Here is a 20,963-nt window from a genome sequence, read left to right as displayed (position 1 = left end):
TTCCCACAACCGACCACGCCGCCATGCAAAAGCTCATCACCCGTGTTCAGACTGCTAATTCCCTGCTGTGCGTGGGCCTCGACCCCACGGGCGACGATGCCGCCGTGGCGCAGCGCATGCACGAAGTAATAACCGAGACGGCCGCCTACGCGGCCGCCTTCAAGCCCAATCTGGCCTTCTTTCTGAGCCGTGAAAACGGAGTGGCCCTGCTCCAGCAAACCGTGCGCAGCATCCCCACGGACATCCCCGTGATTCTGGATGGCAAATTCGGCGACATCGCCAACACCGCCGAGCAGTACGCCCGCTTCGCCTACGACGTGGTGGGCGCCGACGGCGTGACCGTGAACCCCTACATGGGCGACGACACCATCCGGCCCTTTGCCCGGCCCGGCAAAGTAGTATTCTCCCTGGCCAAAACCTCCAACAAGCCCGTGCACGGCCTGCAGGACGCGGCCATGACGCGGGGCGGCTCCATCAGCGACTGGGCTGCCCGCCTGGCCCGCCTGATGGACGAGGAGCTGACCGAGTCGACGGTGGGCCTGGTGGTGGGCGCTACGGAGCCCGCCACCGTGGCCAAGCTCCGCGCCGCCTGCCCCGAGCAATGGTTCCTGGTGCCGGGCATTGGCGCGCAGGGCGGCGACTTGTCGGCCACCCTGCGGGCGGGTCTGCGCAAAGACGGCAGCGGCCTGCTGATAAACTCGTCGCGGGGCATTTGGCAGGCCAAAGACGCCGGTGCCGCCGCCCGCGAACTGCAAGAAGAAATCAACCACTACCGGGCCGTGACGAGCCCGCAACCCGCCTAACCCCAAAGCCGCTTCACCGCGGCTTTTTGCGTTTTTACCTCTCCTCAGCCAATGACTTCACCCCCCGACAACCCGCTTTCCGCCATTGCCCTCGACGCCGAGCTGCTGGAGCAGCAGCTGCGGCAGGAAGACGCCCTGCTGCGCGGGCACTTCCGGCTGTCGTCGGGCCTGCACTCCGATACCTACGTGCAGTGCGCCCGCTTCCTGCGCCGCCCCGACCTGGCCGCCCCGGCCGCGGCCTCGCTGGCCGGCCAGATTCAGGCCGCCGACCTGCAGCCCGACGTGGTGGTGGGCCCGGCCATGGGCGGCGTGGTGATAGGCTACGAGCTGGCCCGGCAGCTGGGCGTGCCCGGCATCTTCACCGAGCGCGACGCCGAGGGGCAGATGACCCTGCGCCGCGGCTTTGCGGTGGCCCCGGGCGAGAAAGTCATCATTGCCGAAGACGTGGTGACCACCGGCAAAAGCACACTGGAAGTGGCCCGCGTGCTGCGCGAGCTGGGCGCCGAGGTGCTGGGCGTGGCCTCGCTCATCGACCGCACCGGCGGCACCGGCGGGCTCGACTTTCCGCACTTTGCGCTGCTCTCGGTGCAAGCGGCCACCTACCAGCCCGATGCCTGCCCGCTCTGTGCCGCCGGCGTGCCGGTGGTGAAGCCGGGCAGCCGGCCGGAGAAAGCGTTTTAGTTGCGAGCAATAATAAGAACGTCATGCTGAGTATTCTGCGAATCAAGCAGAGACCAAAGCATCTCTCCCGCTTCGTTGCAATAGAGAAGGTTTACTAATGAAGTAGAGATGCTTCGGCTCCGCTGCGCTGCGCTCAGCATGACGTCGTCTCTCTGACATTCTGAATAGCATCAATGTCCGACAACACCGCCCAAAGCACCCACACCATTCAGCTCACGCTGAAACCCGGCCAGCACGACGGCGACGGCCAGCGCGTGGCCGAAGCCGCCGCCCGCCACCTGGGCCTGCGCACCGGCCGCGTGCGCAGCGCCGCCCTCTACACGGTGCGCTACCCCCTCAGCGAAACCCAGCTGCGGGACTTCGCCACCCGCTGCCTCGCCGACCCGGTGCTGCATGAGGTGCGCTTGAACGAGTTGAGCGGCGCCGATGGCTACGCCACTTACATCCTGGAGGCCCGCCGCCCTGGCGTGACCGACGACGAAGGCACCTCGGCCCAAAACGCCCTGGCCGACCTGCTGAACGAGCCGCTGGACGTGCACACCCAGCACATCTTCAGCAAGAAGCTCTACCTGCTCGAAAACGACCTACCGGCCGACGACCTGCGCCGCATTGCCGAAGAGCTGCTCGGCAACAAGCTCATCAACTGGCTGGAAGTGGGCCGCGTGGCCGATGGCATCCGCGACTACACGCCGCGCCCCGGGGGCGGCGCCGAAGCCATTACCGAGGTTGTTTCGCTCACTGGTCTGAGCGACGCGGAGCTGCTGCAGCTCTCGAAGGAGAACATCTACGCGCTGAACCTGGAGGAAATGCGCGCCGTGCGCGACTACTTCGCTGCCCCTGAGACACAAGAGGAGCGGAAGGCCGCCGCCCTGCCCGCCGACCCCACCGACTGCGAGCTGGAAATCATTGCCCAAACGTGGTCGGAGCACTGCAAGCACAAGGAGTTTGCGGCCATTATCAATTACAAGGACACCGAAACGGGCGAGGAAAAGCAGATTGATTCGCTCTTCAAAACATACATCAAAAACGCCACGTCGGAAGTGGACCGCAAACTGCGCGCCAACGGCAACGACTGGCTGATTAAGGTGTTTTCGGACAACGCCGGCGCGGTGCGCATCAACCCCGATTCGCTGTTTGTGTGGAAGGTGGAAACGCACAACTCGCCCTCGGCCATTGACCCCTACGGCGGGGCCATCACAGGCATTTTGGGCAACAACCGCGACCCGCTGGCCACCGGCATTGGGGGGGCGCGGCTGCTGTTCAACACCAACGTGCTGTGCTTCGGCAACCCGCAGTACGACGGGCCGCTGCTGACCGGGCAGCTGCACCCGCGCCGCATTCTGGAAGGCGTGCGCAAGGGCATTGAGGACGGCGGCAACAAGTCGGGCGTGCCGACGGTGAACGGCGCCATTGTGTTCGACGACCGGTACGCCGGCAAGCCGCTGGTGTATTGCGGCACCGGCGCGGTGATGCCCATGCAATTCGCGGGCAAAGACTCCTGGGAGAAAATTATCGATGCCGGCGACCGTATCATCATGGCCGGTGGCCGGGTAGGTAAGGACGGTATTCACGGAGCTACGTTCTCCTCGATTGAGCTAGACGAAACCGCGCCCGCCACAGCCGTGCAAATCGGCTCGCCCATCACCCAGAAGCTGGCGATGGATTTCCTGCTGCTGGCGGCCCGCCGCGGCCTGCTGAAATGCAGCACTGACAACGGCGCGGGCGGCCTCTCATCGTCCGTAGGCGAGCTGGCCGGCATCTCGGGCGGCGCAGTGGTGGAGCTGGAGCGCGTGCCGCTGAAATACCCCGGCCTGCGGCCCTGGGAGATTTTCGTGAGCGAGTCGCAGGAGCGGTTTACGCTGGTGGTGGAGCCCGGCAAGATGGCCGACTTGCTGGCGCTGGGCCAGGAAATGGAGGTGGAGCTGACGGACATCGGCTACTTCACCGCCGACGGTTTCCTGGACGTGCGCTTCGATGGCGCCCCGGTGGCCCGGCTGAACATGGAGTTTTTGCACGAGGGCGTGCCGCGCAAAATCCTGGAAGCGGAGTGGACCAAACCCGCCGCTGCGGAGCCGGAGATTCCGGCTGCTACCGACTACACCCCCACGCTGGGCCAGCTGCTGGGCTCGCTCAATATCTGCTCGCGCGAGTCGGTCATTCGGCAGTACGACCACGAGGTGAAGGGCCGCACCATTGTGAAGCCCCTGATGGGCGCCACCGGCCAAGCCCCGCAGGACGCGGCCGTGGTGCGCTTCAATTTCGAGAGCTGGGAGGGCGTGGCCGTGAGCAACGGCATCCTGCCGCGCTACGGCGATTTGGACGCCTACCACATGTCGGCCGGCTCGTTTGACGAGGCCGTGCGCCAGATTATTGCGGTGGGCGGCAAGCTGCCGAACCTGACGCCCGGCGACGGCATTTTCTGGTCGGTAAACGACAATTTCTGCGTACCCGATTCGGTGTACGACGCCACGACGAACTCCGACGGCAAGCAGAAACTGGCCAAGCTGGTGCGCATGTGCGAGGCCCTGCGCGACGCCACGGCGGCCTACTGCATCCCGCTCACCAGCGGTAAGGACTCGATGAAAAACGACTTCAAGGCCGACGGCGTGAAGATTTCGGTGCCTCCCACCGTGCTCTACTCGATGACGGCCAAGATGGAAGACGTGCGCCGCGCCATCACCTCCGACTTCAAGCAGGCCGATGATGTGGTGTACCTGCTGGGCGAAACCTACGACGAGTTGGGCGGCTCCGAATACTACGCCCTGCACGGCCAGCTGGGCGCCAACGTGCCCAAGGTTGATTTCGAGAAAGCCAAGGCGCTGTACACCCTCGTGGGCCAGGCCAACGACCAGCACCTGATTCAGTCCTGCCACGACCTGAGCGACGGCGGCCTGGCCGTGGCCCTGGCCGAGTGCACCTTCGGCTACGACTGCGGCGCCAGCATTGAGCTGCCCGCCACGGGCCTGCCGCTGCCGGTGCAGCTGTTTTCAGAATCGCACTCGCGCTTCCTGGCCACGGTGGCGCCCGAAGACGTGGTGGCGTTTGAGCAGCTGCTGGGCCAGCGGGCCACCCGCCTGGGCCTGGTAACCAAAGAAGCGCGGCTGCTGGTGCGGCACGCGGGCAGCACGGTGATTTCGGCCGATGCGGCCACCTTGCGCAGCATCTGGAGCAACGGGCCGGTGAATCAGCTGCTGGGCGTGGGCGAAGTGGCCCACCTCAACCACCCGCCCGCTGTGTAATGGCACAAGACGACAACCCATCGGCCCAAAACACTTTAGAAATGGTACAAGAAGCCCAGGAGGCAGCACATAAAGTTCAATCGGAAGCACAAACCCAGGCCGGCGGTGCCTCCGCCGCCGTGCGCGCCCTGATTCTGACCGGCTTTGGCATCAACTGCGAAGAAGAATTTGCGGCCGCCTATCGTCTGGCGGGCGCCGAGCCCACCATCGTGCACCTCAACCAAGTGCTGCACGGGCAAGTGAGCATCCACGATTTTGATGTTCTGAACTTCCCCGGCGGCTTTTCCTTCGGCGACGACCTGGGCTCGGGCGTGGTGCTGGCCAATAAGCTGCGCTACCGCCAGACCGGCGCCAATGGCCGCACGCTGCTCGACGACATCCGGCAGTTCATCGCCGACGGCAAGTTTGTGCTCGGCATCTGCAACGGCTTTCAGGTGCTCGTGAAGCTGGGCCTGCTGCCCAACCTGGGCGGCAACGTGACCCCCGAAGTGACCCTGACCCACAACGCCAGCGGCCGCTACGAAGACCGGTGGGTGACGCTGCGCGTGAACCCCAACACCACCACGCCCTTCCTCACAGGCATCGACACGCTGGAGGTGCCCGTGCGCCACGGCGAAGGCCGCCTCGTGATTCCGGACGCCGCCCTGCAGCAGCGCATCGAAGCCAGCGGCCTCAACTGCCTGAGCTACCTCGACGCCAACGGCGACGGCACCCACGTGTACCCCTTCAACCCCAACGGCGCGGCCCTGAACTGCGCCGGCCTGACGGACCCCACGGGCCAGGTGTTTGGCCTGATGCCGCACCCCGAGGCGTTTTTGTCGGCCTACAACCACCCGGACTGGGCGCGGCGCCGGCGCCAAAACCCCCACGCCGGTGAGGAAGGGGAGGGGCTTCGCATTTTTAAGAACATCGTGGCGCACATTGCCCACGCGCGCAGTGCCGCCACACCCGCGGCGGAATTAGCCACTCAGAAGTAGTCCCCTTTCTCGCCCAGAACCAGCCCTGCAGAAACGTCGCTCAATGAACACCCTCACCCACTTCGCCACTCCTCAACTTCCATTGCTACACCGGGGCAAGGTGCGCGACAGCCTGCGCGCGCCCAGTGGCGACCGCCTCATCATCGTGACGGACCGCCTCTCGGCCTTCGACAGCGTGCTCGAAACGGCCATCCCGCACAAAGGCGCCGTGCTGAATGGCCTGGCCAACTTCTGGTTTGAAAAGACGGCCCACATCATTCCGAACCACGTCATCAAACTTGTGGACGCCAACGCCATGCTGGTGAAGGAGGCCGCGCCCATTAAGGTGGAAATGGTGGTGCGCCAGTACCTGACGGGCTCGATGTGGCGCGGCTACCAGGCCGGCCAGCGCACGTTTTCGGGCGTGACCGTGCCCGATGGGATGACCAAGCACCAGCCCTTCCCGCAGGCCATCGTGACGCCGACGACGAAGGAGGAATCGGACCGCGAAATCACGCCCGACAACCTGGTGAGCGAAGGCTGGGTGACGAAGGAGCTGTACGACCAAATGGCCGTGAAAGCCCAGATGCTCTTTGCCGTGGGCTCGCAGCTGCTGGCCGAAAAGGGCATCATTCTGGTCGATACCAAGTACGAGTTTGGCCTGCTGAACGGCAAGCTGATTCTCATCGACGAGATGCACACGCCGGACTCCTCCCGCTTCTGGGCGGCAGAGGACTACGCCAAGAACCCCGAAACGGCCGAGCAAATGGACAAGGAGTACGTCCGTCAGTGGCTCATTGCCAACAAAAAAGACGGCCAGTACCCGCGCGCCCTCACCCCGGAAGTAGCGCAGGAAGCCAGCCGCCGCTACCTCGACATCTATCAGCGCATCACCGGCGAGGCCCTGCCCACGGCCGACACCCACGGCCCCGACGCCCCCCACACCGGCCGCCAGGACGCCCGCGCCCGCATGCTGGCCAACCTCGTGCAGGCCGGCCTGATGAAGGACGCCTGGGTGAACATTGTGATGGACTCGCCGGCCGACAAGGAGCATTGCGAGCAACTCCGCCGGCAGTTCGACGGCTACGACGTCTTCACCCAGTTGCGCGTGGCTTCGGCCCTTAACTTCGGCGAAGCCCTTGCCGGCATGGCCGAAATCTGGAACAACAGCCTGGAGCCCGGCGTCGTCCTCGCCGTGGCCGGCCTCGGCGGCGCCCTGGCGGCCACCGTGAACGTGCCCGTGATTTCGTGCCCGCCCTACCAGGACTACGCCGAGCTGGCCCTGAGCCTGAGCTCGCTGGCCCTCGTGCCCAGCGGCACGCCCAGCCTCACCGCGGTGCGCCCCGACAACGCCGCCCAGGCCGCCCTGCGCGCCCTGAACCTGCCCCGGCTGCGCGAGCGCCTGCGCCAAGAACTCAATGCCACCAAAGCCCGGCTGAAAGCAGCGGACGAGGAGCTGCGGGCACTGTAAGCAACCCCACCCCTGATGAATGCCACGGAACAGAAGCAGCTGGTTGAAGCCTACATCGCAGCGTACAACCGCTTTGATGTGGACGGCATGCTTGCGCCCCTGCACGACGACGTGGTGTTTCAGAACATTGCCGACGGCGCCGTGAATCTCACCACCACCGGCAAAGAGAGCTTCCGGCAACAAGCCGAACAGGCGTTGCCGTATTTCTCGCAGCGGGAACAGCGGGCCACCGAGTGGCAGGTGACCGATGACCAGGTGGAAGTGGCCATTGACTACACCGGCGTGGCGGCCCTTGCATTTCCGAACGGCTTGAAGCCTGGTGACACCCTGCGCTTGCAGGGCAAGTCCGTTTTCCGCTTTGCCCACGGCCAGATTATTTCCATTCAAGACATCAGCTAAGCCGCTACAGGCTTCCCCATGTTGACCACCTCAAAAAACGTTTTGCTCCTTGGCTCCGGCGCGCGCGAGCACGCCCTGGCCGAAAAGCTGACCCGCGACGGGGCCACGGTGCACGTGCTGCCCGGCAACGCCAGCATCCCGAACAGCCAGTTGGGCTTCAACCCGCTCGATTTTGAAGCGGTGCGGGCCTATGCCCAGGCCCAGGACTCCACGCTCATCGTGGTGGGCCCCGAAGCGCCGTTGGCGGCCGGCATCGCCGACTTCTTTGCCGGTTCCGACATCCGGGTGTTTGGCCCGACCCGCTCGGCGGCGCGGCTGGAAAGCTCGAAGGTGTGGAGCAAGGAGTTCATGCGCCGCCACGGCGTGGCCACGGCGCAGGCCTGGCCGTTTCGGAGCGACAACATTGCGGCCGCTCGCGCCAAAGCGGCCGAGCTGGGCGGGCACGTGGTGGTGAAGTACGACGGCCTGGCCGCCGGCAAGGGCGTATACGTGTGCTCGTCGCCGGCCGAAGCCGAGGCCGCTTTCGATGACCTGCAAGCGAGCTATTCGGGCTGGTTTTCTTTTCTGCTCGAAGAAAAGCTGACCGGCCCCGAAATCAGCATCATCGGCCTCACCGATGGCATCACCATCCGCCTGCTGGCCACTTCGCAAGACCACAAGCAGCTGCTGGCCGGCGACCAGGGCCCCAACACCGGCGGCATGGGTGCCTACTGCCCCGTGCCCTTCGCCGACGACAACGTGCTGGCCGCCGTCCGGCGCGACATTGTGGACCCCACGCTACGAGGGCTGCAACGGGAGCAGTTTGCATTCCGGGGCTTTCTCTATTTCGGCATCATGCTCACGCCCAGCGGCCCCAAGCTGCTGGAATACAACGTGCGCCTCGGCGACCCCGAGGCCGAAGTCCTGCTGCCCGCGCTGGACAGCAGCCTGCTCACGCTCATTGAGGCGACGCTGGATGGCAGCCTGGCCCAGCAGGGCGTGCGGCAGCGGCCGGGCGCGTTTGTGGGCGTGGTACTGGCTTCGGGCGGCTACCCGGCGCCGACGTTTCCCACCGGCTTCCCCATCTCCGGCCTCGACCACCTGCCGGCCGACGTGCGCGCCTACCACGGCGCCACCCGGCGCAATGATGCCGGCCAGCTGGTGACCAACGGCGGCCGCGTGCTCGTGCTCACCGCCCACGGGCGCGACCTGGAAGAAGCCACCGCCCGCGCCTACGACGCCTGCGCCCGCGTCACCTTCGAAGGCGCCTACTTCCGCCCCGACATTGCCCAGCGCCCCGCGCCGGTGCTAACCGCCAGCGCCGTAAATTGAGACCAGAAGCCCAACTGAAACTGATGAAGCTCCTCGCCTCTTTTGAGCAATTCAAGCAGTCGGCCCTTTCGTTTGGCGAGGGGGCGGGGGGGAGGAAGGTCCGCCTGGCCATCCTGCTGTCGGGCCGCGGCTCCAACATGCTGGCGCTGGTGGCAGCCACCAAAACCGGCGTGCTGAAAGACCTGGCCGAAGTGGTGGTGGTCTTCAGCAACAAGCCCGATGCGCCCGGCCTGGCCTTTGCCGCCGAGCAGGGCTGCCCGGTGGCCTCGCTGCCCAGCCAGGGCCGCAAGCGCGAAGCATTCGATGCCGACGCGGCGGCGCTGCTGCAGCAGTACCGGCCCGATGTGGTGGTGCTGGCGGGCTACATGCGCATTCTGTCGCCGGCCTTCATTCAGCCCTTCGCGGGCCGCATTCTCAACATTCACCCCGCCGACACCCACCAGCACCAGGGCCTGCACGCCTACGAATGGGCGTTTGAGAACCAGCTGCCCGAAACCAAAATCACCGTGCACCTGGTTGACGAAGGGCTCGATACCGGCCCCATCCTCGCCCAGCAAACCGTGGATTTGCGCGGGGCCGATACCCTGGCCGAGGTGGAGCGCCGCGGCCTGGCGGTGGAACACGAACTGTACGCCCGAACGCTGGCGTGGCTCATTACCAGCAAGCAATACGGCTTAATTGACCAGAAATAACCCCCCTTTGATATGTGCGGAATAGTAGGTTTTCACGGTCCCGATGATGTAGTGGCCGACATGGTGGTGGGCCTCACCGCCCTGCAGCACCGCGGGCAGGATGCGGCCGGCATTGCCACCTTCGACGGCATGGCTTTCCACCTGCACAAGGGGCAGGGGCTGGTGAACGACGTGTTCAAGAAAAAGCACGTGAAGAAGCTCAAGGGCAATAGCGGCATCGGCCACGTGCGCTACACCACGCAGGGCGCCAACGACTCGAACCTGGCCCAGCCCTTCACCACCAGCTACCCCTTCGGGCTGGCCATGGTGCACAACGGCAACGTCATCAACTTTCGCGAGGTGGCCAAGCGCCTGCACGACCAGTACCACGTGCTGCCCAAAACCACCAACGACCTGGAACTCATCATGTACACCTTCGCCTCGGAGCTGCGCGTGAAAGACCTGGACCACCTCTCCGTGGTCGACATTTTCGACGCCGTGGAAACCACCCAGGAGCTGGTGAAGGGCGCCTACGCCACCATTACGCTCATTGCCGGCCACGGCCTGCTGGCCTTCACCGACCCGCTGGGCATCCGGCCGCTGGTGCTGGGCCGGCGCGACACCGCCGCCGGGCCCGTGTACGCCTTTGCGTCGGAAAGCACCTGCTTCGATTTCCTGGGTTTCGAATTCATTAAAAACGTGGGCCCGGGGCAGGCCGTGTTCATCGACAACAACTTCCAGGTTCACTTCAAAAACCCCTACGCCCTGCCCAAGGCGTTTTGCGCTTTCGAGCAGATTTATTTCGCCCGCGAAGATTCCACCATTCACGGCCGCCTGGTGGCCCGCGAGCGGGTGCGCCTCGGCAAGCGCCTGGCCCGCAAAGTGGCCGACGCCGGCCTGCGGCCCGACATGGTGATTGACGTGCCCAGCTCCGGCTATTTCGCCGCCTCCGGGCTGGCCGAGGCCATCGGCGTGCCCTACCGCCGCGCCCTGGTGAAAAACAACCACATGGGCCGCTCCTTCATCGTGGCCACCCAGGCCGGGCGCGAGGACGTGGTGAAGAAAAAGCTGAACCCCATCCGCGAGTTTGTGGAAGGCAAAAAAGTGGCCGTGGTCGACGACAGCATCGTGCGCGGCACCACGTCGCGCCGCATTGTGCGGCTGCTGCGCGACGCCGGAGCCACCGAGGTGTATTTTATTTCCAGCGCCCCGCCCATTGTGTCGCCCTGCATCTACGGCATCGACATGGCCATGAGCACCGAGCTCATTGCGGCCAACTACACGGAGGACGAAATCTGCCGCTACATCGAGGCCGACAAGGTGATTTACCAGGATTTGGCGGATTTGGAGGAGCTGTTTGCCGAAGAAAAAGGCCACGGCGGCAGCTGCTTCGCCTGCTTCTCGGGCAAGTACCCCACCGGCGACGTGACGCACTACCTGCGCCACATTCAGGAGGAGCGCGCCAGCCACCGCAACAGTAAAAAAGGCCAGTCGGTGAGCGCGAAAGCGCCGGCGCCCACAGAACATTAACGGGCGCCTCACCCCCCGGCCTCCGCTCCTCAGGGAGAGGGGGCGCCAGACGAAGAAATCCAGTTAATCAAGCTTACCAAAACTCCTGCGCCGCCTCGGCTCCCCCTCTCCCTTCGGAGAGGGGCCGGGGGGTGAGGCGAACCGCATGAACGACACCACCAACAACCCCGCCGGCTACTCCATCGAAGAAGGCAACGCCGCTTCCCGCAACGCCTACGGCTGGGCCAAAAAAACTTTCGCCAACCGCGCCGGCAAGCCCGGCGAAGCCGCCCAGGACCTCGACGGCGGCTTTGCCAACGAAATTCGCTTCGGCAACGCCCGCCTCGGCATCAGCTCCGACGGCATCGGGACCAAGATTGAAGTGGCCGAGCGCACCGGCCGCTACGACACCCTGGGCTTCGACCTGGTGGCCATGACCGCCGACGACCTCATCGTGGCCGGCTTCGTGCCCACCAACCTTTCCAACATCATCGACGTGAACCACCTCGACTACGACGTGGTGGACCAGATGATGCGCGGCCTGCACGACGCCTGCAACTTCGCCCAAATCGCCATCACCGGCGGCGAAATTGCGGAGCTCGGTAACCGCATCGGCGGCTGGCCGGGCGCGAAAATGAACTTCAACTGGTGCTCCACGGCCATCGGCAGCCTGCACCCCCGCCTGGCGCGGCCCCTGAGCGGGCACACGGCCCAGGCCGGCATGGCCGTGGTGGCTTTGCAGTCGCCCTCGTTCCGCTCCAACGGCTACTCGCTGGCCCGCAAAACGCTCACGCGCCTCTTCGGCGACAACTGGCACGAAGCGCCCTACGACGGCACCGACGCCGACCAGTACGCCACCTGGGGCGAGGCCATGCTGGCCCCTTCGCTCATTTATTCGCCCGGCGTGGCGGCCCTGCTCGATGCCGGCCTGCCGCTGCACGGCGCCGCCCACATCACCGGCGGCGGCGTGGCCGACAACTTCCAGCGCGTGCTCAAAAACGGCCTGGGCGCGGTGCTGGATAATCTTTTTGCTCCGCTGCCCGCCATGCAGCGCCTCTGCGAAATTGGCGCCATTGACACCGAAACGGCCTACCTCTACTGGAACATGGGCACCGGCATGCTGCTCGTGACCGAGCAAGCCAGTGCCGCCGCCGTGGTGGCCTCGCTGCAGGAAAATGGCTACGTGGCGCAAGTGGCCGGCCACCTCACGGCTGAGCGCGGCGTGACGCTGCGCGTGCAGGCCGGGGAGCTGCGCTACGCTTAGGCGCGGCACCTGACAGCCCCGGCCTGCCTCGCTGCCGGGGCAGGCCGGGGCAATTATATAGTGTTGTTTGAGTAATGCGGGGCGCGGTTTGCCGTTATTTGTGCTAAACGGCATCTCTTCTGCATGAATAGGAAACGACTCCTCAACGGCGCGGCGCTGGTATGTGGCTTGGTGGGCGTGTATTTCAAGCTCAATTGGTGGGCCGGCGCCGATGCGCTGTTGCTGTCCGGCTTTGGGGCCTTGCTGGGTTCGGTGCTGGGCTTCACGGCCCGCGCCAATGCCGAAGCCGGCACCTCCGACGTGCTCAATTACGTCATGGTGGCCACCCTCACGCTGGGCATTCTGACCGTGGTGTTCCGCCTGATGCACTGGTCCGGCGACGGCCTCCTGGTCTGGGCTTCCGACGGCCTGCTCCTCGTGCTGGTCGTCATGCTCATCTTCTCCAAAAACCGCGTGGTGTCCCATCAGTTCGTCACCGTGCTGGCCATCTTCTTCACGTTGGTCATTGCGCTGCTCAGCTTTGTGCCGGGCCACCGGCCGGCGCCGCGCACCCAGCCAGAGCGTGCGGCGCCCCAAGAAGAGGCCTGGCTGGAACTCGACTAAACCGGCAGCGCCTTGTCAGCGCGCGCGCGCCGTGGCTACGCTCCGCGTACCGGCTTTTTCTCCAGAATCAGCTCTGTGCGGTACTCGCAGAGCGTTTTTTCGAGGCCCACCGGAAAAATGTGGGGGTTGAGGAAGCGGCGGATGCTGGGGTCGAGGCTTTGCACCTCGCGCTGGGCGTGGGCACGGCTTTCGGCCAGCGTGGGCAGCTCCAGCACCCGTTTGCCCTGGCGGAACACCGGCTCCAATAGCTCCTTGAACTTGGTTTCGGGCTTGATGGCCAGGCGGCGTGTGAGGTCGGCCGGGTCGATGAGGATGAGCTGGTCGGGGAGGGGCTGGGCGGTGTTGTAGAGCATGTCGGCGCGGGGCTTGCCGTACTCGTTGAGGTAACGGCGCACCTGCAAAATGCCCGGAATGCTGGTTTTGGCCACCTGCTCCGAGAGCTTGATGGTGAAATCCCAGCCCGAGTCGTCGGCCTTGCGCAGGGCGGCCAGCTTGTACACGCCGCCCAGCGCGGCCTGGTTGTAGGCCGTCACCAGCTGGGTGCCCACGCCCCAGGTGTCGATGCGGGCCCCCTGCTGCTTGAGGCTGGTGATGAGGTTTTCCTCCAAGTCGTTGCTGGCCACGATGCGCGTTTCCGTAAAGCCGGCCTCGTCGAGCACCGCGCGGGCCTCGCGGCTGAGATAGGCCAAGTCGCCCGAATCGAGCCGGATGCCGGCCAGCTCGTGCCCCTGCGCCCGCATGTCGCGCGCCACCGAAATGGCCCGGCGCACGCCCTCAATCGTGTCGTAGGTATCCACCAGAAACACCGAGTCGTCCGGAAATGCCTGCGCGTAGGCCGAAAACGCCTGCGTTTCGTCGCCGAAGGCCTGCACCCAGCTGTGGGCGTGCGTGCCCTTCACCGGAATGCCGTAGCGCTGCCCGGCCAGCACGTTGCTGGTGGCATCGGCGCCGCCCAGGTAGGCCGCCCGGCTGGCGCCCAGGCCGCCGTCGAAGCCCTGGGCGCGGCGCAGGCCAAACTCAAGCACCTGGTCGGCGGGCCCGGCGGCCTCGCGGATGCGGGCGGCCTTGGTGGCAATCAGGGTCTGGAAATTGATGAGCGTGAGCAGGGCCGTTTCGAGCAGCTGGGCTTGCAGCAGCGGCCCGCGCACGCGCACCAGCGGCTCGTTGCCAAACACCACGGTGCCTTCGGCCACGGCGTCGATGTCGCAAGTGAACTTCAGCTGGCGCAGGTAGTCCAGAAAGTCGGCCGGAAACATGGCCGCGCCTTTGCTGCCGCGCAGGCTGCCCAGGTAAGCCAGGTCGTCTTCGGAGAAACGCAGGTTTTCCACCCAGTCCACGGCCAGGGCCAGGCCCGCCGCCACCGCGTAGCCGCCCTGGAAGGGGGCCTTGCGAAAGTAGAGGTGAAACACGGCCTCGCGGTCTTGCATGCCCTGCTGCCAGTAGCCATAGGCCATGGTGAGCTGGTACAAGTCGGTGACGAGGGCGAGCGAGGGCGCGTAGAGGCCGGAAAGGGGGGCTGTGTTCATACCGCGAAGTAACAGCGGGGCCGGACTTTTTGCTTTTTGGGGCTGGGAGCAACGGCCCGCGCGGCCCTACCTTGGCGGCCCCATGAGCAAGAAACGCGCCGCTGCCCCCGTCCCCACGCCCGAGAAAACGTCCCCCGAACTGGTCCGCTCGCTCGACGTGCGCTGGCGGCTGGGGCTGGCGCTGCTGGTGGGCGGGCTGGCGGCCTGGCTGCTGCCCTACGCCCTGGCCCCGTGGATACCGGCGGCCGAAATCGGTCCGCTGGCCCGCACCGTCATGGGCTGGGTCGGGTTTGGGGCGGCCGATTTGGTGCAGGTGCTGCTGGGCATGTGGGAGGCCGATACCGAAGACATTCGCTGCGTGGCCGGCACCGAAGACCTGCCCCGCACCTTGGGCTTTGTGCTGGTGCTGGTGGCGGCCTTGGCCAGCCTGGGCGCGGTGGTGGGCCTGCTGCATTCGCTCGACAAGCTGCCGCCCCACGTGAGCACGCTGCACGTGACGCTCAGCGTAGCCGCCGTGGTGCTGGCCTGGCTGCTGGTGCACGTGGTGTTCACGCTGCGCTACGCCCACACGTATTACGACCAGGACGAAGAAACCGGCCGCGACGTGGGCGGCCTCGTGTTCCCCGACGACCAGGGCGACGCCACCCGGCCCAAGCTCAAGCCCAACTACATCGACTTCGCCTACTTCTCCTTCGTCATCGGCATGACGGCCCAGACCGCCGACATCGCCATTGCCAGCCGCGAGCTGCGCGGCGTGGCGCTGCTGCACGGCTGCGTGTCGTTTCTGTTCAATACCGTCATCGTGGCCCTCACCATCGGCACCGTGGGCGGCCTGTTGAATTAGTGATTAGTGATGAATGTCTAGTAACGCAGTACCCACCATTAATCAATAACCATTCATTATTAAGAAATCAGCCCCCGGCTCACGGCCAGCTTGATGAGGGCGGCGGTGTTCTTGGCCTGGGTTTTGGCGATGATGTTCTGGCGGTGGGTTTCGATGGTGCGCTTGCTGGTGAAGAGCTTGTCGGCGATTTCGCCGTTGGTGAGGCCTTCGGCGATGAGCTTGAGCACTTCCAGCTCGCGGGCCGTGAGGTCGGCGCCGGCGTGGGCGGCGCCGTCGTCGGAGGAGGCGCTGCCCACGCCCGTGGAATTGGCCACGGCTTTGTAGAGCATGTTCAGGCCGATTTCGGTGCACAAAAACGGATTCCCGGCCGCCACCGTGCGAATGGCGTAGGTGATTTCGCTGATGGCCGCGTTCTTCAGCACGTAGCCCAGGGCTCCGGCTTCCAGCATGCGGGCCACGTAGTTTTCGTGGTCGAGCATGGTGAGCACCAGCACGTGTACCTCCGGGAAGCGGCGGCGCAGCTCCGGCATGGTGGCAAAACCGTCCATGACGGGCATTTGCACGTCCATCAGCACCACGTCGGCGGGCGTGGTTTCGAGCATGGCCAGCACCTCGGCGCCGTTGCCGGCTTCGCCCACCACGTCGAGGTCGGCGTCGGCAGAAAGTAACGCCCGAATGCCGTCGCGCAGAATGGTGTGGTCGTCAGCTAGCAGGATGCGGGTCATAGCAGGGAAGAGGTTAGCAGTGTCGAAACGGGCATTGGGCAGCAAAGTTGGGCCCACAAGCGTATACGGAAGAACGGGCTCCGTATTTGTACCATTTCGGCGCCTCACACCCTGCTTTTTTAAGGGATTAATACGGCTTTTGTTGCCTTATTTGGGGTTCAGCTTCGCGCACCCAGTATTTTCGGGTTGCTAAAAACCAATTTTTCAGTGGCCGGTTCTGCCAACGGCTTGCTACGGTTCCCCGCTTTATTTCTATGATTCGCTTGCTTCTCACCGATGGCCACGCTCCTGCGCGCGCGGCACTGCGCTCGGGATTGGTGGGGACCAAGGGCATCGAAATAGTGGGCGAAGCCGGCCACGGCGATGAGCTATTGGCCTTGCTGGCCACCGCCGCGCCCACCGTGGTGCTGCTCGACCTGAGCCTGCCCGGCCCCGACGCCTTTGCCTTGCTGCCGGCCCTGCGCGGCCAATACCCGCAGCTGCGCGTGCTGGCCCGCGGCGAGCTCACCAACGAGCAATACGTGGCCCGGGCCTTCGACCTCGGCAGCCACGGCTACGTGCTCAAGAACGCGCTGCTGCCGGAGCTGGCCCACGGCCTGGCCGCCGTGGCCGCCGGCCGGCCCTTCCTGTGCTCGGCCATTGGGCTGGCGCTGCTCAGCCGTCTCCACGCCGGCACGCCCACCGACGGCGACGCCGCCCGCCTGGCCCTGGGCCTGAGCAAGCGCGAAATGGAGGTGCTGAGCCTGGTGGCCGAAGGTTTCACCAACGCCGAAATTGCCATCAAGCTTTTCACCAGCAAGCGCACCGTCGAAACCCACCGCCAAAACATCATGGAAAAGACCCAGACCCGCAATACGGCCGCCCTCATCCGGCTGGCCGCCATCCAGGGCCTGCTGCCGGAATAGCAAGGAGGTGAATGAGTAAGTGAGCAAACCACGGCACTTTACTCATTTACCACTTTACCCATTGCTCTGCGCGGCGATGATGAACTCGGCCAGCTCGCGGAAGCAGCCGTGGCCGCCGGCGGCTTGGCAATGAAAATCGGCCGCCGCGCGGGCAAACGACGTGGCATCGCCGGGGCAGGCCGAAAAGCCCACCATGCCCAGAATCTCGAGGTCGTTGGTGTCGTCGCCGATGAAGGCAATCTCGTCGGCCGCCAGCCCGGTGCGGGCCATGATTTCGCGCAGGCAGGCGGGCTTGTCCTTGATGCCCAGATGCAGCTCTTCGATGCGCAGCTTGGCCGCCCGCGTGCGCACCGACGGCGACACCTCGCCCGTGACGATGCCCGTGGCAATGCCGTGGTGGCGCAGGCGTTCCACGCCCATGCCGTCGCGGATGTTGAAGCGCTTCATTTCCTCGCCGCGCTCGGAATAATACACGCCCCCGTCGGTGAGTACGCCGTCGCAATCGGTGAGCACCAGGCGCACACGGCGGGCACGGGCAGTGAGGTCGGCTAGTTTCATAAAAACAAGAAAAAGCAAGAAAGAGAAACGGCCCAAAAGCGCAGGCCAGGCGCAATGTGAGCGCAAGAACGGCACAGAACCGCAAACCAGCGCCGCCCACGAATTGGGATTATCCCGCAGTGCCTATCTTAGCTGTAGTTAACTTATCCGGCTTGTATCATATGAAGAATTACTTGACTATCGTGGCCCTGACGGGCAGCCTGCTACCGTTTCAGTGCCTGGCGCAGCACCGCGATGCCGTGATTGCCGCCGAAAACGCTTTTGCCGCGCAGGCCGCGCAGGCCGGCACCCGGGCCGCTTTTTTGGCCAATAGCGCCCCCACCGCCCTGGTGGCCGAAAACGGCCGCCTGGCCAACGCCCAGGAGGTGTGGCAGGCCCGCCCGGCCCAGGCCAATATCCGCCTGCTGTGGTACCCCGTGCTGGCCGACGTGGCCCAGTCGGGCGACGTGGGCTACACCACCGGCCCCTGGAACATGCTGAAAGACGGCCGGCCCCAGACCAGCGGCGAATACGTGACCGTGTGGCGCAAGCAGCCCGACGGCACCTGGAAATTTGCCGTCGACATGGGCATCGAGCGCATCGGCAGCGCACCGGCCAAGGCGGCCACCGTGCCGCAGCCGCGCCTGCAGGTGGCCGTGGCCACGCCCAGCATGGCCCCCTCCAGCGTGGTGCTCGACGTAGACCGCCGCTTTGCCGAAGCCGAGCTGTCGAAGCCCGGCGCCACTTACCAGCAATACCTCAGCGCCGAAGCCCGCCTCTACCGCCCGGGCCTGTCGATGATGCAGGGCGCCGCGGCCGTGGCCAACATGAAAAACCTCGACTCCGGCTACGCGTTTGCCCCCACCACCGGCTACCTGGCCGCGGCCGGCGACCTGGGCTACGTGGTGGGCACGTTGCGCCGCTTCGCCACGGCCAAGCACCCCGAAGAAAACGGCAGCTACCTGCGCATTTGGCGCCGCGAGGCCGTGGCCGGCTGGCGCCTGGTGCTGGAAGTGTTCAACCTGACCAATCCCCCGGTAGACGCCGCCGCCGTGCCCACGCCGGCGCCCGAAAACGTGAGCGGCAGCGCCGGCCCATCAAAGCGGGCTCAGTAAATAAAAGCTTGCATGTAAAAACCCTCGTTGCACCAGCAGCGAGGGTTTTTTTGTATCTTTTGGGAAGCCCCCGCCGGGCCGCGGGGAACGGGCGCGTAAGGCTCGGCAAACCGGTGCGTCTAGCCCGGCACGGCGCCGATTTCGTTGGGCCCTGTTCCTTACTTTCATAATTTCCAGACCATGAAGAACTACACGCTGCTTGCGCTGCCCCTCGGCGGCATTGTGCTGGCGCTGGCCTCGGCCGCCCCTGCACCAGAAGCGCCGGGCCGGGTGCCGGTGGTGGTGGAGCTGTTCACGTCCGAAGGCTGCTCCAGCTGCCCCAGCGCCGACGCGGCCCTGCGCGAGCTGGAAAACGCCCAGACGGTACCCGGCGTCGAGGTCATCGCCCTCGGCGAGCACGTGGACTACTGGAATCGGCTGGGCTGGAAGGACGGGTTTTCTGCGCCGGCCTACACCGAGCGCCAGCGGCAGTACGCCCGCGGCTTCGGCACGGGCTCCTACACGCCCCAGGCGGTGGTGGCCGGCCGCTACGAGTTTGTGGGCAGCCGCACCGGCGAGTTGGCCGCCACCGTGGCCAAGGCCGCCCGTGCGCCGCAGGCCGCGCTGAGCGTGGCCGTGAGCGGCAGCCAGGCCCGGGTAGAGGTGCGCAGCCTGCCCGCCGGCACCCCTGCGGCCGAGGTACTGCTGGCCATCACGGAGAAGGGCTTGGCGTCGCAGGTGGGGCGGGGCGAAAACTCGGGCCGTCTGTTGCACCACGCCTCGGTGGTGCGCCGGCTGCTGCCGCTGGGCCGCGTGCGCGCCGATGGCACCTTTGCCGCTACCGCCGAACTGCCGCTGGCGCCCGACTGGAAGCGCGCCAACCTACGGGCCGTAGTTCTGGTGCAAGAAACGGCCTCGCGGCACGTAGTGGGTGCCGCCTCGGCCGCCCTGCAGGACTGATGCGAAACGCGCTGGCCGTGCCTATAGCCCCACCAATCCAGTCGCTGGCGTAATCTTGTAGCGCAACTTGTGCCCTTTAGCCTGCATGACCCCAGCCACCCCCGTTCCGGCGCTTTGGCCCGACCGTTTTGGCGACGAGCTGTACCGCTTCGCCCTCAGCCGCGTGAGCGACGCCGATGTGGCCGAAGAACTGGTGCAGGAAACGTTCCTGAGCGCCCTCGACGGCCTGACCACGTTTCGGGCCGAAGCCTCCGAGCGCACCTGGCTGTTCGTCATCCTGCGCCGCAAAATCATCGACCACTACCGGCGGCAGGCGCGCGCCACCCAGGTAAGCCTCGACGACCTAAGCGAAAACGGCGCCGCCGAAGCCGACTTCTTTACACCTGAAAACGGCCACTGGACGGGTCCGCAAGCGCCGGCCAGCTGGCTCAATGCCGACGCGGCCCTGGAGCAGCAGGAGCTGCACGAAATCCTGCAGCGCTGCCAGGAGCGCCTGTCGCCGCAGCAAGGCGCCGTGTTTGCCATGCGGTTTGTGGAGGAATTATCGGCCGAAGAAATTTGTCAGGAGCTCGGCCTGAGTTCGGCCAACTACTGGGTCATCGTGCACCGCGCCAAGCTGCAGCTGCGCCGCTGCCTCGAAAAACACGGCCTCGGCAAGAAGTAAGAACTGATTATGCTACGACTCATTACCTGCCAACACGCCACGCTGCTGCTCGAAAAGCGCGCCGACGGTGCGCTCCCGAAAGAGCAGCGCGCCAGCCTGTGGCTGCACCTGCGCTACTGTCCCTACTGCAACCGCTACGCCAAGCAAACGGTGCTCATTGCGGAATGGGCCCGCGCTGCGGCTGCCAGCCGCGCCCATTCTGCCGCCACGCTGTCGGAGGCCGCGAAGGAGCGCATGCGCCAGCGTTTGCGCGCGACCGGGTAGCCGTCCGTCATGGCCACAGCCGCGGAGCCGCACGCCCTGCAAGGCTCAAACCTTTAATCGCAAAAAGCCCCGACACTGCGTAGTGTCGGGGCTTTTCACGTTATTCGATTGGTCGCTGCGCGCCGGATGGATTACCCCGTGGCGTACGCCATGACGGCGGCTCCCGGGCAAAGCCCGTTTAGGCGCCCGTCGGGGCCAGGCGCACCACTAGGCCGTCGGTGCGGGGCGTGAGGCGAATCTGGCAGCTCAGGCGCGAGCCCAGGTGCACCACGGGCAGGGTTTCGAGCATGTCGAGCTCGGCGTCTTCGGGCTCGGGCAAGGCGGGGCCGGCCAGCACTTCCACGTGGCAGGTGGCGCAGAGGGCCATGCCGCCACAGGTGGCCATGATGTCGTAGCCGCTGGCTTTGAGCAGCTCCATCAGGCTCAGGCCCATGTCGGTGGGCGCCGTGATTTCGCGGCGCTGGCCGGGGGCTTCTTCAACGTAGATGCGGATATCTTCTTCCATATTTAGGGTAGGAGGGTAGGAGGGTAGGAGGG

General features: G+C 65.5%; 21 protein-coding genes. 17 read left to right on the top strand and 4 right to left on the bottom strand.

The genetic code is table 11. The annotated features are described in order from the left end of the window. Positions 1-23: 23 nt before the first annotated feature. From pyrF to IC234_RS19730, 11 genes are all read left to right on the top strand, one after another. Entirely contained in the window at positions 24-803 is a 780-nt protein-coding gene (gene pyrF, locus IC234_RS19780) for an orotidine-5'-phosphate decarboxylase (RefSeq protein WP_190928067.1), read from the top strand. A 51-nt stretch (positions 804-854) separates the two neighbouring features. Beyond that, complete coding sequence (gene pyrE / locus IC234_RS19775; protein ID WP_190928065.1) at positions 855-1,484, top strand: orotate phosphoribosyltransferase; 630 nt, start codon at positions 855-857, stop codon at positions 1,482-1,484. A 173-nt stretch (positions 1,485-1,657) separates the two neighbouring features. Further along, complete coding sequence (locus IC234_RS19770; RefSeq protein ID WP_190928062.1) at positions 1,658-4,723, top strand: phosphoribosylformylglycinamidine synthase subunit PurL; 3,066 nt, start codon at positions 1,658-1,660, stop codon at positions 4,721-4,723. 41 nt (positions 4,724-4,764) lie between these two features. Next, on the top strand, positions 4,765-5,700 hold the full coding sequence (locus IC234_RS19765; protein ID WP_190928060.1) for a phosphoribosylformylglycinamidine synthase subunit PurQ: 936 nt from the start codon (positions 4,765-4,767) through the stop codon (positions 5,698-5,700). A gap of 43 nt (positions 5,701-5,743) precedes the next feature. Next, entirely contained in the window at positions 5,744-7,150 is a 1,407-nt protein-coding gene (locus IC234_RS19760; protein ID WP_190928058.1) for a phosphoribosylaminoimidazolesuccinocarboxamide synthase, read from the top strand. 15 nt (positions 7,151-7,165) lie between these two features. Beyond that, positions 7,166-7,549: a nuclear transport factor 2 family protein gene (locus tag IC234_RS19755; RefSeq protein ID WP_190928056.1), complete on the top strand. Its 384-nt coding sequence runs from the start codon at positions 7,166-7,168 to the stop codon at positions 7,547-7,549. An 18-nt stretch (positions 7,550-7,567) separates the two neighbouring features. Next, the gene (gene purD, locus IC234_RS19750; RefSeq protein ID WP_190928054.1) at positions 7,568-8,860 is read left to right on the top strand and encodes a phosphoribosylamine--glycine ligase; all 1,293 of its coding nucleotides are present in this window, start codon (positions 7,568-7,570) and stop codon (positions 8,858-8,860) included. A gap of 23 nt (positions 8,861-8,883) precedes the next feature. Beyond that, positions 8,884-9,552 (top strand): phosphoribosylglycinamide formyltransferase, encoded by a 669-nt coding sequence (gene purN / locus IC234_RS19745; protein WP_190928051.1) that lies wholly within the window; start codon positions 8,884-8,886, stop codon positions 9,550-9,552. A 12-nt stretch (positions 9,553-9,564) separates the two neighbouring features. After that, positions 9,565-11,061, top strand: a complete 1,497-nt coding sequence (gene purF / locus IC234_RS19740; protein WP_190928049.1) for an amidophosphoribosyltransferase — start codon at positions 9,565-9,567, stop codon at positions 11,059-11,061. Between the two features lie 145 nt (positions 11,062-11,206). After that, positions 11,207-12,304 carry an AIR synthase-related protein gene (locus IC234_RS19735; protein ID WP_190928047.1) on the top strand — a complete coding sequence of 366 codons (1,098 nt, stop codon included), beginning with the start codon at positions 11,207-11,209 and terminating at the stop codon, positions 12,302-12,304. Between the two features lie 123 nt (positions 12,305-12,427). Beyond that, positions 12,428-12,907 carry a hypothetical protein gene (locus tag IC234_RS19730; RefSeq protein WP_190928045.1) on the top strand — a complete coding sequence of 160 codons (480 nt, stop codon included), beginning with the start codon at positions 12,428-12,430 and terminating at the stop codon, positions 12,905-12,907. 35 nt (positions 12,908-12,942) lie between these two features. Here the strand turns inward: IC234_RS19730 and IC234_RS19725 are convergent, their stop codons facing one another. Continuing rightward, the gene (locus IC234_RS19725) at positions 12,943-14,433 is read right to left on the bottom strand and encodes a nicotinate phosphoribosyltransferase (protein WP_190928042.1); all 1,491 of its coding nucleotides are present in this window, start codon (positions 14,431-14,433) and stop codon (positions 12,943-12,945) included. 82 nt (positions 14,434-14,515) lie between these two features. Here IC234_RS19725 and IC234_RS19720 point away from each other — a divergent pair, with 82 nt between their 5' ends. Continuing rightward, a complete protein-coding gene (locus tag IC234_RS19720; protein ID WP_190928041.1) occupies positions 14,516-15,277 on the top strand; it encodes a DUF1345 domain-containing protein in 762 nt (253 codons plus the stop codon). A gap of 59 nt (positions 15,278-15,336) precedes the next feature. Here IC234_RS19720 and IC234_RS19715 read toward each other — a convergent pair whose 3' ends face one another. Continuing rightward, a complete protein-coding gene (locus IC234_RS19715; protein WP_190928039.1) occupies positions 15,337-16,002 on the bottom strand; it encodes a response regulator in 666 nt (221 codons plus the stop codon). A 254-nt stretch (positions 16,003-16,256) separates the two neighbouring features. Between IC234_RS19715 and IC234_RS19710 the strand changes: the two genes are divergently transcribed. Continuing rightward, complete coding sequence (locus IC234_RS19710) at positions 16,257-16,907, top strand: LuxR C-terminal-related transcriptional regulator (protein ID WP_190928037.1); 651 nt, start codon at positions 16,257-16,259, stop codon at positions 16,905-16,907. A 54-nt stretch (positions 16,908-16,961) separates the two neighbouring features. Here the strand turns inward: IC234_RS19710 and IC234_RS19705 are convergent, their stop codons facing one another. Next, positions 16,962-17,465: a KdsC family phosphatase gene (locus IC234_RS19705; RefSeq protein ID WP_190928035.1), complete on the bottom strand. Its 504-nt coding sequence runs from the start codon at positions 17,463-17,465 to the stop codon at positions 16,962-16,964. A 161-nt stretch (positions 17,466-17,626) separates the two neighbouring features. On the opposite strand from IC234_RS19705, the gene IC234_RS19700 reads away from it, so the two are divergent. The 4 genes from IC234_RS19700 to IC234_RS19685 all read left to right on the top strand — a co-directional run bounded on the left by IC234_RS19700 (position 17,627) and on the right by IC234_RS19685 (position 20,426). Beyond that, positions 17,627-18,559 (top strand): DUF4440 domain-containing protein, encoded by a 933-nt coding sequence (locus tag IC234_RS19700; RefSeq protein WP_190928033.1) that lies wholly within the window; start codon positions 17,627-17,629, stop codon positions 18,557-18,559. A gap of 180 nt (positions 18,560-18,739) precedes the next feature. Further along, entirely contained in the window at positions 18,740-19,498 is a 759-nt protein-coding gene (locus IC234_RS19695) for a DUF1223 domain-containing protein (RefSeq protein ID WP_190928031.1), read from the top strand. Positions 19,499-19,583: 85 nt separating this feature from the next. Continuing rightward, the gene (locus tag IC234_RS19690) at positions 19,584-20,162 is read left to right on the top strand and encodes a sigma-70 family RNA polymerase sigma factor (protein WP_190928029.1); all 579 of its coding nucleotides are present in this window, start codon (positions 19,584-19,586) and stop codon (positions 20,160-20,162) included. 9 nt (positions 20,163-20,171) lie between these two features. Continuing rightward, on the top strand, positions 20,172-20,426 hold the full coding sequence (locus tag IC234_RS19685; protein ID WP_190928026.1) for an anti-sigma factor family protein: 255 nt from the start codon (positions 20,172-20,174) through the stop codon (positions 20,424-20,426). A 178-nt stretch (positions 20,427-20,604) separates the two neighbouring features. Here the strand turns inward: IC234_RS19685 and IC234_RS19680 are convergent, their stop codons facing one another. Continuing rightward, positions 20,605-20,931: a 2Fe-2S iron-sulfur cluster-binding protein gene (locus tag IC234_RS19680; RefSeq protein ID WP_190928025.1), complete on the bottom strand. Its 327-nt coding sequence runs from the start codon at positions 20,929-20,931 to the stop codon at positions 20,605-20,607. Between the last annotated feature and the right edge of the window lie 32 nt (positions 20,932-20,963).

Origin of the sequence: Hymenobacter armeniacus (assembly GCF_014699055.1) — a bacterium.
Lineage (GTDB): Bacteria > Bacteroidota > Bacteroidia > Cytophagales > Hymenobacteraceae > Hymenobacter > Hymenobacter armeniacus.
Note: the sequence above shows the minus strand (reverse complement) of the source record. Positions and strands in the feature narration are given on the sequence as shown.